Genomic DNA, 14,352 nt, shown 5'->3' with positions numbered 1-14,352 from the left:
CCGGGAGGTGCGTCACGATGCTGCGCTACTCGCTGCGCCGGACCCTGCACTCGCTGATCGTGCTGGTCGGTGTGCTCGTCCTGGTCTTCCTGGTGGTGGACCGGATCGGCGACCCCGCCCGGCTGATGCTGCCCGCCGACGCGCCGATCCAGGTCTATCTGGATCTGCGGGCCAAGCTGGGCCTGGACGAGCCCTTCTTCGACCGGTTCTGGTCCACGGTGAGCGGCTGGTTCGTCGGCGACTTCGGCGATTCGCTGTGGCAGGGGGTGCCCGCGCTGGGTCTGGCGCTGTCCCGGGTGCCCGTGACGCTCTCCCTCACCTTCGCGTCGCTGGTGGTCGCGATCCCGCTGGCGCTGCTGCTCGGCACCCGGTCGGCGATCAAGCCGGGGTCGCTGGCCGACCGGTTCCTGACCACGGTGTCGCTGACGGCGGTGTCGATCGCGGATTTCTGGCTCGGGCTGATGCTGATCCTCATTTTCAGCGTGCAGTTCGCCATCCTGCCGACGTCGGGGTTCGGCGGGCTGGAGTACCTGATCCTGCCCGCGGCCACGCTGACGTTGCGGCCGATCGGGCGGATCGCTCAGATCGTCCGGTCGGCGCTGGTGGAGGAGATGCAGAAGCCGTATATCCGGACGTTGCGCGCCAAGGGGCTGACCGAAGGGCAGATCGTTCGCAAGCATGCGTTGAAGAACTCGGCGATTCCCATCGTCACGGTGGCCGGTGATGAGATCGCGACGTTCCTCAACGGCGCCGTGGTGATCGAGACGATCTTCGCCTGGCCGGGGATCGGGACCTTGTTCATCGGCGCGATCGAACGCCGGGACCTGCCCATGATCGAGGCGTGTGTGTTCGTGGTCGCGATCATGGTGATCGCGGTGAACCTGCTGGTCGATCTGACCTACGCGCGGCTCGATCCGCGGGCCAAGATCTACGACTGACCCGGGTAGTTGCCGCCGCCGTGAGCGCTGTCGAGGGCGTCGTAGTCGGGAGTGAAGCCCTTCTTGGGGATCGATTCCACGACGACGACGTCGCGCGGCTTCTTGTAGGAGGCGAGCTGGTCGCGGACGTGGTCGATGAGTTCGGCTGGGGTGGCGGTCGAGTCGGGGCGCAGGGCCACGATGGCCCGGACGGCCTGGTGCCAGCGCTCGTCCGGGACGCCGATCACTGCGGCGTCCGCGACGGCGGGGTGGGTCTTCAGGGCACGTTCGACTTCGGCCGGGTAGATGTTCTCGTTGCCCGATTTGATCATCCGGAGGCTGGGGCCGATGAAGGTCAGGGTGCCGTCGGGCTCGCGGCGGCCGAGGTCGCCGGTGTGGTGCCAGCCGCCTCTGGACTTGTACGCGTTGAGCTCCGGCCTATTGAAATATCCGGAAAAAAGCGATTTGCCCCGGGCGCAGATTTCGCCGACTTCGCCGGGCGGGACCTCACGCAGTTCGGCGTCGAGCAGCCGGGCCTGGACCAGCGGCGACGGCCGTCCGGCGAACCCCGCCCCGCCGGCGGCCAGCCCGAGGAAGGTGAGCATCCCGCCCACCTCCGTCTGCCCGTAACCGCCCATCTTCGTCCGGCACCACGGCGAATCGTCGACCGTCGTCATCGCGTCCCACTCCGGCGAATGCGACACGAAATGCAGTGATTTAAGGTCATATTTTCCGGAGGCGTTGGCGGCGGCCACCGCGTCGATCATCTGGCCGAACAGGAACGCCTGGGTGACCTTCTCCGCGTCGACCACCCGGCAGACCTCTATCGCGTCGAACGCCGGGATGAACACGTTCGTGCCGCCGACCAGCAGTGTGGCCAGGGTGAACATCATGGTGCCGACGTGAAACAGCGGCCCGTTGTTGAGGAACACGAACTCGGGTTCCATCCGCCGGACGTGCAGCAGCGACGAGGCGTGCGCGACCAGCGCCGCGCTGCTCAGCAACGCCGCGTTCGGCCGCCCGTCGAAGGCGGCCGTGTAGAGCGCGAGCACCGGCAGGCCGTCGTCGCCGGGTCCTTCGACCGGGTCGGGGGCGCCGAGAAACGCCTCGTACGCATCGCCGGACTCGATCCAGCCGTCGCCCGGAGTGACCCCGTCCTCGTACACGACCAGACTCGGCGTCAGATCCTCCAGCACGAAACGCAGCTCGTCGGCGGACTGCCGCCAGTTCACGGGGCAGCAGATCGCGCCGATCCGGGAAGCGGCGAGCAGGAGTTCCAGCACCCGGAAGGAGTTCTGGCCCAGCCACACCACCCGGTCGCCCCGGCCGATCCCGCGCGCGGTCATCGCGTTGGCCAGCCGGTTCACCCGCAGGTCCAGTTCTGGATAGCTGAGCCGTACCGCGCCGTCGACCGCAGCCGTCGACTGCGGGTGGCTGCGCGCGTGGTCGGCGAGTACGTCAGAGAGGGTCAGCTGGTGCATCAGTGGCCTCCGGCGAAGGCGGGCATGACCTCGGCGGCGAAGAAGCGCAGGACCTGCTTCATCTCGGTCAAGGGGATCGGCCGGGTGCTGCCGAAGTCGCAGAGCAGGTTGTCGAATCCGGCGTCTTTGAGTAGTTCGATCTGGCTGATCACCCGGGCAGGGTCGCCGATGACCTCCAGCTGCTCCCAGCGAAACTCGTTGCTGACCGAACCGCCCTTGAGGTAGCGGTCCTGGTAGTACTCGAAGCCCTGGGCGGCTTTGCCGGTCTTGGGGTCGATGGGGGCGCTCTGCGCATTGAAGATCCTGGCGCGGTCGAACATCGCCTCGAACCTGGCCTGGTCCTCGCGGGCGCGCTCCAGCGTCGGCGCGACGTACACGCTGCGCGCCACGACCAGTTCGCCCGGGACGGGGGAGATCTCCCGCCAGGTCGCGGCGGCCTGGACGACCTTCCGGAAGGGGGCGGCCGGGTCGGCGAGGATGGGCAGGCCGCGTTCCGCGTACATGGTGACGGTTTCTGGGGAGACGGCGGCCACGTGAATCGGCGGGTGCGGCGTCTGCGTCGGTCTGGGGACCAGCGCGATCTCCGTGCCGGTCTTGTAGAACTTGCCCTCGTGCTGGAAGGTCTCGTTGCCCCACAGGCCGAGGATGACCTCAAGGGATTCGTTGAAACGATCCCGGGCCTCTGCCAGGTCGACGCCGAAGCCCTCGAATTCGAAGCTCTGGTAGCCGCGGCCGATGCCCAGATCCAGCCGGCCGCCGGAGAGCACGTCCACCAGGGCGGCTTCCTCGGCGACGTGGATCGGGTTGTGCAGCGGGAGCACGACGATGCCGGTGCCGAGCCGGATCCTTTCCGTTCTGGCGGCCGCGTGGGCCAGCATCGTGAACAGGTTGGGGGCCACTCCGTAGTCGCGGAAGTGGTGCTCGGCCAGCCGTACCCCGTGAAAGCCCAGTTCCTCGGCGAGTTCGATCAGTTCGAGGTGGTAGTCGTAGACGTCTTTGAAGTTCTGACCGTCGAACCGGTGGAAGAGGTGGAAGGTCGAGAACTTCATGGACACCTGCCTGTTGGCTTGAACCAAGCGCTCGCTTGGGAAGCCTAGCCCGGTCTGGTTTCGGGGGGAAGACCCTCGCTACCGTTGGACCTGCCCGCACGCGCAGGAGGACTGATGGCCGCAGGCCCGCTGGACCGCACCGACCCCCGCACGCTGGGCGAATACGAGATCGTCGCCCGGCTGGGGGAGGGCGGGCAGGGCATCGTGTACGAAGGCTGGTCGGCCGCGGGGGAACGAGTCGCGATAAAGGTCCTCAAAGGCGGCACCGATTCGGAGACCCGGCGCCGCCTCGCCCGGGAACTCGCGTCCGCCCGCAGCGTCGCCCCGTTCTGTACGGCCCGGGTGCTGGCCGCCGAACTGGATCGCCCTGAACCGTATGTGGTGAGCGAGTTCGTCGCCGGACCATCGCTGCACGATCGGGTCAGAACCGGCGGGCCGCTGCGGGACGGCGAACTGGACCGGCTCGCGGTCGGTACGGCTTCCGCACTCGCCGCCATCCACGCCGCCGGGATCGTGCATCGGGACTTCAAGCCGGGAAACGTGCTGCTGGGGCCGGACGGGCCGAGGGTGGTGGATTTCGGGATCGCCCGGCCGCTGGACGCGGAGACCGCGCCGTCGGTGCTGGCGGGGACGCCGCCGTACATGGCGCCCGAGCAGTTGCGCGGGGTGCAGGCGTCGGCGGCGGCGGACGTGTTCGCGTGGGCGGCGACGATGGTGTACGCCGCGACCGGGCGGGCGCCGTTCGGGCACGACACGGTCGCTTCGGTGTTCCATCGCATTCTGAGCGCGCCTCCGGATCTGGCGGGGGTGCCGGAGAGCCTCCTGCCGGCGGTGCAGGCGTGCCTGGCGAAGGACCCGGAGCGGCGGCCGACGGCGAAGGAGCTGATGATCCGGCTGGTCGATCCCGGGGCGGGGTCGCCGCGAGCCAACCGGACGGCGGTGCTTGAGACGCCTGCTTTCGGGGCGACTTCTGTTGGGGCGCCTGATTTTGGGGCGACGGCGGGATTCCAGCCAGGGGGCGGGTTCGTTCCGGAGACTGTTCCCGGGTCGGCAGTGCGGCGGCCCGCGCGGCGGATCTCGTGGAAGGTGGTCGGCTCGATCGTGGCCGGAGTGGCGGTGGTCGCCGCGCTCGCCGCCTTCCTGGTGCCGGGAGGAGCGGTCACGCTTGAGCCCTCCGGTGGGCCGGGGGAGCCGGTCGCCAGCGCGGAGGCGGCAGCCTCGGAAGGACCGGGGACCGTGCCGGAAACGTCGGCCGAACCTGAGGCCGCGTCGGGGACGGTGGTGTCCGCGGCTTTCGCGGGGACTTGGGGAGGGGAGGTCACCTCCCAAGATGCCCGGAAGGCCACCTACCGCCTCACGATCACCCTGGCGGAGGGCGATCGTGAGGGGCTCGCTGTTCGGAACGGATGCGAGCAGGCGCTGCGGATCACTCGGAATCGGGGCAAGGCACTCGACCTGACGATAGTTCAGCAGGGTCAGTGCGTCGGCGGGGACATCACGCTCACCCCCGCCGGGGACACACTGACCTACGAAGGGCAGGAGGGCGGCGGCTCCCTGGCGTACCGGGGGGAGCTCAGCCGCCTCTCCTAACCGCCGCGAACCAGCTGGAACTCGTACGGTCCGGTTTTGGCGGTGTTCGATCGGACGATGATCGCGTACTTGCCGTCGCCGTTCGACAGCGCCACGTCGAAGTCGCCGCAGAGCGGGACCGGCTGCCGGGCGTTGGCGATGTCGGTGTACGCGGCGTCCACCAGTTCCAGTTCGATCGCCGTGCACGCGCCCTTGCCGCCGACCACCTTGATGGCCGTCGCGCCGTCCGAGTCGAACTCGAAACGGTCGATCCGTCCGGACACGTCCAGGCGGCCCGCTCCGGCCGGGCTGCCTTCCCCGATCTTCATGCCGATGGTGACCGGGAACGTGCGCGGCTTCACGGTCGCGATGCGGAAGCCGTACGGGCCGATGGTGTTGTCGGTGGCCCAGATCTCCAGGCGGTGGGTGCCGGATTTGGTGAGCTTGAAGACCCAGGTGCCGAAGGACAGGCTCAGGTTGGGCAGGCCCACCGCTTCGTCGTCGACGTCGGAGAACGCCTGGAACTGCATGTTGGTGGTGCCCTGCATGTCGGCTACGTAGAATTCGCGGGCTTCGCCGAGATCTATGACGTACACGTCTTTCTGGCCGGCTCGGGTGAGCTCGCCGGAGACGGTGCTGCCGTCGACGAGGGTGCCGCCGGGCTGGACGGCGGTCCCCGCTGCGGCCTCCTCGGTGGGTTCGTCTGCTGCGGGTTCGGTGTCTTCTGTGGTGGATTCTTCCGGAGCTGCTTCCTGGGTGGCGGTGCTGACCACTTCGGGCGCGTCGGCGCCGGAGGAGTCGGGGAGCGCACCGCAGCCCATCAGAGCCAGGCCGATCACGGTGAGGGCGACGGCCGTCTTCGCCAGGCGGGAGACGGTGGGAGAGTTCGTCATGGTGCCGATTGTGGACAACCCTGCTTACAAAAGGGTTGACCTCCGCTTACGGGTCCCTGATCGCGCTGTCCGGGGTGGGCAAGCGATCACATAGCGTCACCGTTGGCCGACTATGAAATCTCCCGGTAGCGCTTCTACCAGGCGTTATATGCGCGCTATATCGACGACCGAATAATCAAAACCGTGTGCAGGGGGTATCTCGGAAGGGGAACTCGCCAATGCTGCCTGACCGTAGGCTGTTGCGTCTGATCGGGGCGGCCGTCGCGGCCGTGTCCTTCGCCTGGTTAGTTTATGGGGGCGCGATCGATCTGCCCATTCAGTATTTGGGTCCTTATGACTGGGTCTAGGTCACGTCGGTAGTCCGGCGGGCCCGGCACTCGCTGCCGGGCCCCGCCGCCGGATCATGCTCGTCTCAGCTCTTTCGGTACGGGCGCGCCGATCTCGCGGTAAAGGCGGATGGCCAGCTGTCTGTGCGGCTCCGCCTCGGTGGGGTCCCGCGAGATCCTGGCGAGTATCGCCTCCGTGTGGGCTTCGCCGATCCGGTAACCGGTCTCCCGGTGGTTCTCGAGGGCGAGTACGCCGTACCTGCTGGCTTCCGTGAAGAGACCCTGTCCGTGGTGGATGTAGGCGAACAACGTGAGAGCTCGCCCTTCTATAACGCTGAAATGGGGGTGGTTGGCCAGTTTGAGGGCTTGCTCGGCATAGCCCATGGCCGCCGTGAGCTCGCCGGTATGTTGATGGGCCACGCCTAATCCGAGAAGCGCTTCTCCCCACGGGGTATGGGCGTTTATTTCTTCCGCGATCCGCAGTGCGGTGCTGTGAAGGTGGACGCTGTCATCGAAGTGCCCGGTGTAGATCTTTATGGACGCCAGCGTATTCAGCGCCTGGGCCTCGGTGAAACGGTCACCGATGTCGCGTGCTATCTCCAGCGCGGTCTGCGCGCTGCTTCGCGCCTGGTCCAGGCGGCCGGCGTCGCAATGCACCATGGCCAGCCAGGCCAGCGTGTCGGCCTCAAGATATCGATCGCCCAGTTCCTGGTGCCGGGCAAGCGCGATGGTCAGGGTGTCAGCGGAATCGTCAAGGCGGCCGAGCTGGTGGTAAAGCTCCCCCATCGTGGTTATCGCGACAGCCTCGTCCCGCGGCGCCGAGGTCTCGCGGGTCAGCGTCAGCGCTTGGATGGCGTAGGTGAGCCCCTCCCGAAGCCGGCCGGACTGCCTGCACGCGTTCGCCAGGTTGTTCAGAAGTTTGGCCCGCCCCTGCTGCGATCCCAGCAGGCTGTAGAGCTCCAGCGCTCTGGACAGATGGCGGCTGGCCTCCTCCGGACGTCCGACGACCATGAGCGTCGTGCTCAGGTTGTGCAGCGCGCTCACCTCGCCCTCCGTCCATCCGGACCGGCCGCTGAGCGTGATGGCCCGGATCAGGTAGTTGATGGCGCGGTCGTAACGGGCGAGGCAGTAGTACGCGTGCGCGAGGTTGAGGAGCGAGGCCGCCAGCGCCCGCTCGTCCTTCTCCGCGTACGCCGCGGCCAGGGCGGCACGCGCCGCGGTCAGCCAGTCGACCATGTTCCTGGAGAAGTTGTGGTGGCCGCGGAGTCGGTCGGCCAGGAGCCAGGCCATGGGCCTCGGCCCGTGGCGGACGGCGTGGCCGATCGCCGCGATGAGGTTGTGATGCTCGTCGTCCAGCCACGCTCTGGCCGCGGCCGGGGTGTCGATGTCCACGTGCTGCGGGGCTTGGGAGGGCACCTGAAGCTGGAGCATGCCCGGGTAGAGCACCTTGGCGGCGGTGGTGACCATGGATAAGTACCAGTCGAACAGTTTGTCCCTCGCCTGGGTCCGATCCTCTTCCCCGTCCTCGGTATCGGATCGGTCGCTGGCGTACCGGCGGAGCAGATCGTGCAAGTTGAAGCGCCCCGGCCGGTGCTGGTCGACCAGATGGACGCGAGAGAGCCGGTCCAGCGCGGACGCCGCTTCCGGCACGGACAGGTCGGCCAGCGCGGCTGCCGAATTCGGGGTGAAATCATGACACGCCACCACCCCGAGCCGGCGGAACACCCGTTGGACGGAGGCGGGCAAGGTCCGGTACGACAGGTCGAAAGCCGCGGATACGGCGGTCTCCTCGTCGCCCTCGATCCTGAGCGCGGTGAGCGGGTTGCCCGCCCTCAGATCCTCCGCGTACTTCGCGATCGAATAGTCCGGACGGTCCAGCAGGTGCGCGGCGGCTATGCGCAGCGCCAAGGGCAGGTAGGCGCAGACCACGGCCAGTTCCGTGAGGGCCGCGGGTTCGGCCCGGGCCCGTTCCGCGCCGATGAGATGGGCGAGCAGGGCCTCGGCCTCAGCGGGGATGAGCACGTCAAGGGTGATGCGCTGAGCGCCTTCGCGGGCGACCAGCCCCGTGAGCCGTTCGCGGCTGGTGACCAGTACCGCGCAGCCGGGATTGCCCGGAAGCAGCGGCCGGACCTGGTCGGCCGAGCTCGCATTGTCCAGTACCACGAGAAACCGCCGCCCCGCCATCAGCGAGCGGTAGCGCGCGGCGGCCTCCGTCGCCTCGACGGGCACCTGGTCGGGACTCATGCCCAGCGCGCGCAGGAAACCGGCGAGTGCTTCCCTCGGGCGTACCGGCGTTCCGGGCGAATAGCCCTGCAGATTGAGGTAGAGCTGCCCATCCGGGAACCGGTCGGCCATCCGGTGCGCCCACCGCAGCACGAGCCCCGTCTTGCCGACTCCCGCCGTCCCGGTGATGACGGAGATCGCCACCGGGTCGGCGCCGTCCTCCGCGCCGTCGGGTGCCATCGCGTCCAGCGCTTCGAGCGCGTCCTCACGTCCGATGAATCCGGGAATGTTCGCGGGCAGTTCTCTGGGTACGGGCAGCGGGCTGTACGCACGGACCGGATCCGCGTCCCTTATGGTCACCGGTACCGCGGGCTCAGGTGTCACGAGGCGTGCGTCGCCCCGCAGAATGTCCTGGTGCAGCCGCTGGAGCGTGGGACCGGGCTCGATGCCGAGCTGCTCGCTCAGTAGGGCGCGGGTCTGCCGGAAGACCTCAAGTGCCTCGGCCTGGCGACCGCTCCGATTCAACGCGACCATGAGGTGAGCCTGGAGGCCCTCGCGATACGGGTGGGCCTGCGCCAGCTCGGCCAGCGGAACGATCAGGTCCCGGTTCCTCCCCAGCAGGAGCTCCGCCTCCGCCCACTGCTCATAGGTGATGAGCCGCAGCTGATCGAGCTGCAGGGCCTCCTCGGCGATCAGCTCGCAGTCGCCGAATTCGGCGAACGCGGGTCCTCGCCACAGGTTCAACGCGGTGCTCAGGATGCCGTCAGCCAATTCGGGATCCCCGTCGGCAAGTGCGCGGCTTCCCTCCGAAGTGAGGTCACGGAAGCGCACGGCGTCCAGGTGATCACCCGCGGTGATCGTATATCCGCTCGTCTGCCTGGTGATCCACCTGGCTCCGATGGCACGCCGCAATTGGTGCACGTAGAGGTGGATGTTCTGACGTGCGGAGGTCGGCGGAGAATCCCCCCAGACGGCGTTGATCAGGCGGTCGATCGACACCGTCTGGCCAGAGCGTGACAACAGAACGGCCAGTACGAGTCGAGGTTTGTGCGCCGCACCGATGAATACGTTCTGACCATCGTGGGTTACGTCGAGTGGCCCCAGCACCCGAAACTCCATCAATGACGACGCCTCATCTCTGAGAGCGGTACCGATCGCGGTCCACGGCGGACACTTTCGCGTGAAGAGGTGCTTACGGTCAGCAATATATCTCGACCATACTAGCGCTGAATCCTAATATCACATGATTTGTGACAGAAACACCGAGTGCGGTTGGGGGCGCAGCGGTTACCGATCCGTAGGGCCCTGCGAGTGGTGACTGTCGAACCTGACTGCGCGCGAACGTCGCCGTCGAGATCTTGATCACGCGGAGCCATGACGCGAATTCCGAGACGAACCGGTCATCGGCGCGCTGTACAAGTTCTGTCGCGTTCATCCACGCCGGAGACTCAAAGTGATGGGGGACTAGTGGATTTTCGTATTCTCGGACCACTCGAAGCCGTCGGCGCCTCAGGCCAGGTCGCAAAAATTCCACCACGTGAGCGGGTGGTGCTGGGCATGCTCCTGCTCCGGCCAGAGCGCACTGTATCAGTTGACCAACTCGTGGACGCGGTCTGGGATGATCTTCCGCCGACGACGGCCAGGAAACAGATTCTGATCTGCGTCTCCGTCCTCAGAAGGCTGCTGGCCAACGTGGGTTTCGCCGGTGAAATCGGATCGCGTCCGCCCGGTTACCGGCTCCAGCTCGGCAGCCGGGACCGTCTCGACCTCCAGGATTTCGAGGCGCTCTCGGTGGCCGGCAGTGCGGCCCTGCGGGAGGATCGGCCGGGTGACGCGATGGAGGCGTTCCGGCAGGCGTTGGAGCTGTGGCGGGGCGAGCCTCTCGCAGGCACGACGAGTCACCTGCTCCACGGAGCGGCCGTCGCACTGAGCGAACGCTGGCTCTCCGTCGCGGAGACCTACGCCGACGTACGCATGAGGCTGGGTGTCCGCCCGGACCTGATCGAGGACCTACGGCTGCTCACGGCCAGCCACCCGCTTCGCGAAACCCTGCACAGCCGCCTCATGCGCGCGCTCGCCCAGGCCGGACGACCGGTCGAGGCCATCGAGGCTTACAACACTGCTCGCCGTACCTTTGCGGCGGAACTCGGTCTTGAGCCCGGCGAGGAATTACGGCGATTAAGGGAAGCGATTCTTGCCGGTCGGCAGGACGCCGAACTCGCCACGCTCGTCGGCGTCGCCGCCGACTGAGCGAAGGTATCCATACGAAATACCTCACGGGAATGGGTCCGGTCCTTATGCTGATCAACCGAAATTTCTCCAGGCTATGGATCGGGCAGCTGGTCTCGCTCCTCGGTGACTTCGTATTCGATACGACACTGTTGCTTTGGGTGGCGACCGTGTTGCTTTACGGGAAACCCTACGCTCCCATCGTCAGTAGCACGGTGTTGATCCTGGTCGCGGTGGCGGCCATCGCCGTCGCGCCGTTCGCCGGGGTACTGGTGGATCGCTGGGACAAACGCAGGACAATGTTGCGGGCCAATCTCGTTCGATTCGTCCTCATCGGCTTGCTTGCTCTCGTCGCATCGTTACCCGCGGGGACCGTGCCGATCCCGGTGATACTCATCCTGGCCGGAGTCGTTGTCACTTTCGCCACCGCGGCGGCGGGATTCTTCAATCCCGCCAGGATCGTTCTGGTCGGCGACATAGTGCCGGAGAACCAGATCGGCAAGGCGTCCGGCCTCATCCAGTCGACAATGGCGTTGGCGGCGATCCTCGGCCCGCCACTGGCCGCTCCGCTGCTCGTCACCGTGGGAGCGCAGTGGACACTCGCGCTCAGCGCCATGTCGTACCTGCTCTCCTCCGCGCTGATTCGTTCGGTGCGACCGGCCCCAGCCGACGTGCGGTCAGTCACGCCCGACTCGCACCAGGCTGAAGCCGGACGACCAGGGATGATGCGGGAATTCGTGGACGGGCTCAGGCTCTTCCGCGGCAACCGGGTCCTGGTGACCCTCCTCGTGACGACCACCTTCGTCATGCTGGGCGCGGGGGCGATCAACGCGCTCGATGTCTATTTCGTTCAGGAGAACCTGCACGCCGCGCCCGAGTGGTTCGGGCTCATCGGGGCGGCGATCGGCGTGGGCGCGCTGATCGGCTCCGCCGCCGCGGGGATCCTGGGAGACAGGTTCGGGCTCGCCAGAACCTACTGCGCCAGTCTGCTGCTGGCGTCGGGGCTCTTCCTGCTCTACTCGCGGATGACCAGTATCGGGCCGGCGCTCATCATGGTGACGCTGTTCAGCATCGGGCTCGGCAGCCTGCACACGGTCAGCACACCTCTGGTCATGAGGGCGGTTCCCCGTAGCCATCTCGGCCGGGTGCTTTCGGTCTTCAGTCCGATAGCCCAGGTCGCGACGGTCATCTCGATCGGAGTGGCCGGCGCTCTCGTCAGCGCGCTTCCGCCCGAGTTCCGCATCTCGATGGCTGGAGTTGAATTCGGCCGGATCGACTTGGTCTTCTTCGGCAGCTCCGCCGTCATGCTGTCCAGCGCCATCTACGCGGCCGTCACGTTGCTGGGGCGGGATCGGATGCCGGCCAGGGCGGACGACACCGAACCGGACCGGGTCGAAACCGCCGGCTGAGCGACTGACATCAATACCCGATCAATGGCGCGCCCGCTGATTCTGACCGTGGCGGTGTCACGCGCATCGTGTGGCGTTCGGCGACCGGAGTCCGCGTCGCCCAGGAATGTCGCCCAGGAATGGGGGAGGTAGTGGTGGATGTAGTCCGGCCGGACCACGTGACACCGGTTGAATACCGCGCACTGATGAGTGGGTTCCCCACCGGAGTGTCGGTCGTCACCGCGATGGACGGCACAGGCAACCCGCATGGGATGACCTGCACTTCACTGACCAGCGTCACCGTGACACCCCCGGTGCTCCTGGTCTGTCTGAATGTTCGCAGCGGAACACTGGGGGCGGCCCTTTCCAGTGGCGGTTTCGCGGTGAATCTGCTGCACTCGCGCGGGCAGTACGCGGCAGAGCTCTTCTCCTCGCCCGCCTCGGACCGTTTCTGCCGTACGGTCTGGCAGCCCTCGAAGGTTGTCCGCGCGCCCTGGCTGGTGGCGGACGCGTTCGCGGTCGCGGAGTGCGTCATCGAGGAGACGATGCCGACGGGTGACCACGTCGTGCTCCTCGGGAAGGTCGTGAACGTCGACCAGTCGACGGACGTTCCTCTTCTTTACGGGCTGAAACAGTTCTCCGCCTGGATGTCCGAGTCCGTGACGTACCGGTGAGCCAGGGAGCCGGGATGGATCCGGTCGCGCATTTCCTCTTCGCCGTGGCGGTCATCGTTCTGGTCAGTCACGTTCTGGGCGCGCTGCTCGGGCGGCTGGGCCAGCCCCCGATCATTGGCGAGATCATCGGAGGTCTGCTGCTGGGACCGTCGCTGTTCGGTGCGCTGTGGCCGTCAGGACGGGACTGGATCTTCCCTCCGGATCTGCTGCGGAACCTCGATCTGGCCGCCCAGTTGGGGCTTGTCACTTTCATGTTCCTGCTTGGTTGCGAGCTCCAGCTCACGACCGTACGCAGACAGCGCAAGGTCGTCGCGTCGGTGGTCGTCGGCTCCGTGGGGCTGCCCCTGGTGGTCGGCATGGTCATCGCGTACGCCGCTCGGGACCTGATGGCCGCGTCCACCTCGCACCCGACCGCTTACATGTTCTTCTTCGGACTCGCCATCTCGATTACGGCGCTGCCGGTGCTCGCCAGGATTCTGGTGGACCTGGGGCTGGACAACAGTCAGATGGGCGCGCTCGCGCTGGCCTGCGCCGCCATCGGAGACGGCATCACCTGGGGCGCGCTGACTGTGACGCTCGGTCTGCTCACCCTGGCCGATGCCAATCATCTGCTGGAGACCGCCGGGCTGGGGCTGATCCTGGTGCTGGTCACCGTCCTGCTGGTGAAACCGGCACTGGCGAAGATCGTGCGGACGGCCGAAGAACGTCCTCACTCAGAAGGGCGTCTCATCCTGTCCGTCCTCGTCGCCGGCGCGCTGGGCGCCGCCGCCATCACCCAGTTGCTGGGACTGCATCCGGTGATCGGCGCCTTCCTGTTCGGCACGATCGTGCCCCGCGGCTCCGCGCTGGTGGAACGTGTCTGCCGTCAGCTCCAGGGTTTCACGCTCGCGGTGCTGCTCCCGCTGTTCTTCGCGGGAGTCGGTATGCGCACGTCCGTCGGCCTGCTGGGCACGTCGCCGCAGAACTGGCTGCTGTTCGCCGTGGTGCTCGTGGCCGCGGTCGGTACGAAGTTCGTCGGAGCCGGCGCGGGCGCGCGGCTCGCGGGCCTGCCCGCGACGGACGCACTGCGCTTGGGCACGCTGATGAATTGCCGCGGCGTCACCGAGCTGGTCGTGGCGACGATCGGCTGGCAGTACCACCTGATCAACGAACTGGGATTGACCATTCTCGTCCTGATCGCATTGATCACGACCGGGGTGACCAGTCCGGTTATGCGGCTGCTGAAGACGCCGTCGGACGCGCTGATCAATACCCGATCGATAACAGCCGGCCCGAGTATGTCATCGGGCCGGACTCTACCGCGGAAGGAGGAAGTGGCAGCCGATGACCAACCCCTTCGAAAGAGATGACATCCGCCATCTGGTGCTGGTGAACCACGAGGTGCAGTACTCCCTGTGGCCGACGATCGCTGATGTTCCCGAAGGCTGGAGCGTGGTATTCGAAGGCACTCGTCAGGAATGCCTGGACTATGTCGAGGCCAATTGGACCGAGACGCGGCCCCGGAGTCTGGTCCTGAGCATGGAGGGCCGTACCTGACCGCCCGCGTACCGCGTATCCGAACGTGTATCGACGATTCAAAGGAGAACTGTTGTGGACGAGTTTG

11 protein-coding genes are annotated in these 14,352 nt (G+C 66.9%); 7 read left to right on the top strand and 4 right to left on the bottom strand.

The window, feature by feature from the left end:
* Positions 1 to 17: 17 nt before the first annotated feature.
* The gene (locus tag Acor_RS38615; RefSeq protein ID WP_155341732.1) at positions 18 to 938 is read left to right on the top strand and encodes an ABC transporter permease; all 921 of its coding nucleotides are present in this window, start codon (positions 18 to 20) and stop codon (positions 936 to 938) included.
* On the opposite strand, the gene Acor_RS38610 is transcribed toward Acor_RS38615, so the two are convergent.
* A complete protein-coding gene (locus Acor_RS38610) occupies positions 929 to 2,398 on the bottom strand; it encodes an AMP-binding protein (protein WP_155341731.1) in 1,470 nt (489 codons plus the stop codon). The two genes, Acor_RS38615 and Acor_RS38610, sit on opposite strands and share 10 nt — an antisense overlap.
* Positions 2,398 to 3,447, bottom strand: a complete 1,050-nt coding sequence (locus Acor_RS38605; protein ID WP_155341730.1) for an LLM class flavin-dependent oxidoreductase — start codon at positions 3,445 to 3,447, stop codon at positions 2,398 to 2,400. The genes Acor_RS38610 and Acor_RS38605 overlap by 1 nt, the downstream gene beginning before the upstream one ends.
* A gap of 114 nt (positions 3,448 to 3,561) precedes the next feature.
* Between Acor_RS38605 and Acor_RS38600 the strand changes: the two genes are divergently transcribed.
* Positions 3,562 to 5,037 carry a serine/threonine-protein kinase gene (locus Acor_RS38600; RefSeq protein ID WP_155341729.1) on the top strand — a complete coding sequence of 492 codons (1,476 nt, stop codon included), beginning with the start codon at positions 3,562 to 3,564 and terminating at the stop codon, positions 5,035 to 5,037.
* On the opposite strand, the gene Acor_RS38595 is transcribed toward Acor_RS38600, so the two are convergent.
* Both Acor_RS38595 and Acor_RS38590 read right to left on the bottom strand, forming a co-directional pair.
* Positions 5,034 to 5,909 carry a hypothetical protein gene (locus tag Acor_RS38595; RefSeq protein ID WP_155341728.1) on the bottom strand — a complete coding sequence of 292 codons (876 nt, stop codon included), beginning with the start codon at positions 5,907 to 5,909 and terminating at the stop codon, positions 5,034 to 5,036. The genes Acor_RS38600 and Acor_RS38595 overlap by 4 nt on opposite strands.
* 401 nt (positions 5,910 to 6,310) lie before the next feature.
* Positions 6,311 to 9,577: an AfsR/SARP family transcriptional regulator gene (locus tag Acor_RS38590; protein WP_155341727.1), complete on the bottom strand. Its 3,267-nt coding sequence runs from the start codon at positions 9,575 to 9,577 to the stop codon at positions 6,311 to 6,313.
* A 348-nt stretch (positions 9,578 to 9,925) separates the two neighbouring features.
* Between Acor_RS38590 and Acor_RS38585 the strand changes: the two genes are divergently transcribed.
* The 5 genes from Acor_RS38585 (at position 9,926) to Acor_RS38565 (ending at position 14,285) form a co-directional block, all read left to right on the top strand.
* Positions 9,926 to 10,708 carry an AfsR/SARP family transcriptional regulator gene (locus tag Acor_RS38585; RefSeq protein WP_170317309.1) on the top strand — a complete coding sequence of 261 codons (783 nt, stop codon included), beginning with the start codon at positions 9,926 to 9,928 and terminating at the stop codon, positions 10,706 to 10,708.
* Between the two features lie 32 nt (positions 10,709 to 10,740).
* On the top strand, positions 10,741 to 12,096 hold the full coding sequence (locus Acor_RS38580; RefSeq protein WP_155341725.1) for an MFS transporter: 1,356 nt from the start codon (positions 10,741 to 10,743) through the stop codon (positions 12,094 to 12,096).
* 185 nt (positions 12,097 to 12,281) lie between these two features.
* A complete protein-coding gene (locus Acor_RS38575) occupies positions 12,282 to 12,749 on the top strand; it encodes a flavin reductase family protein (RefSeq protein WP_218034755.1) in 468 nt (155 codons plus the stop codon).
* A 14-nt stretch (positions 12,750 to 12,763) separates the two neighbouring features.
* Positions 12,764 to 14,098 (top strand): cation:proton antiporter, encoded by a 1,335-nt coding sequence (locus tag Acor_RS38570; protein ID WP_155341723.1) that lies wholly within the window; start codon positions 12,764 to 12,766, stop codon positions 14,096 to 14,098.
* Positions 14,073 to 14,285: an MbtH family protein gene (locus tag Acor_RS38565; protein ID WP_155341722.1), complete on the top strand. Its 213-nt coding sequence runs from the start codon at positions 14,073 to 14,075 to the stop codon at positions 14,283 to 14,285. Before Acor_RS38570 ends, Acor_RS38565 begins: the two co-directional genes overlap by 26 nt.
* Positions 14,286 to 14,352 lie beyond the last annotated feature (67 nt).

Origin of the sequence: Acrocarpospora corrugata (genome assembly GCF_009687845.1) — a bacterium.
Taxonomy (GTDB): Bacteria; Actinomycetota; Actinomycetes; order Streptosporangiales; family Streptosporangiaceae; genus Acrocarpospora; species Acrocarpospora corrugata.
Note: the sequence above shows the minus strand (reverse complement) of the source record. Positions and strands in the feature narration are given on the sequence as shown.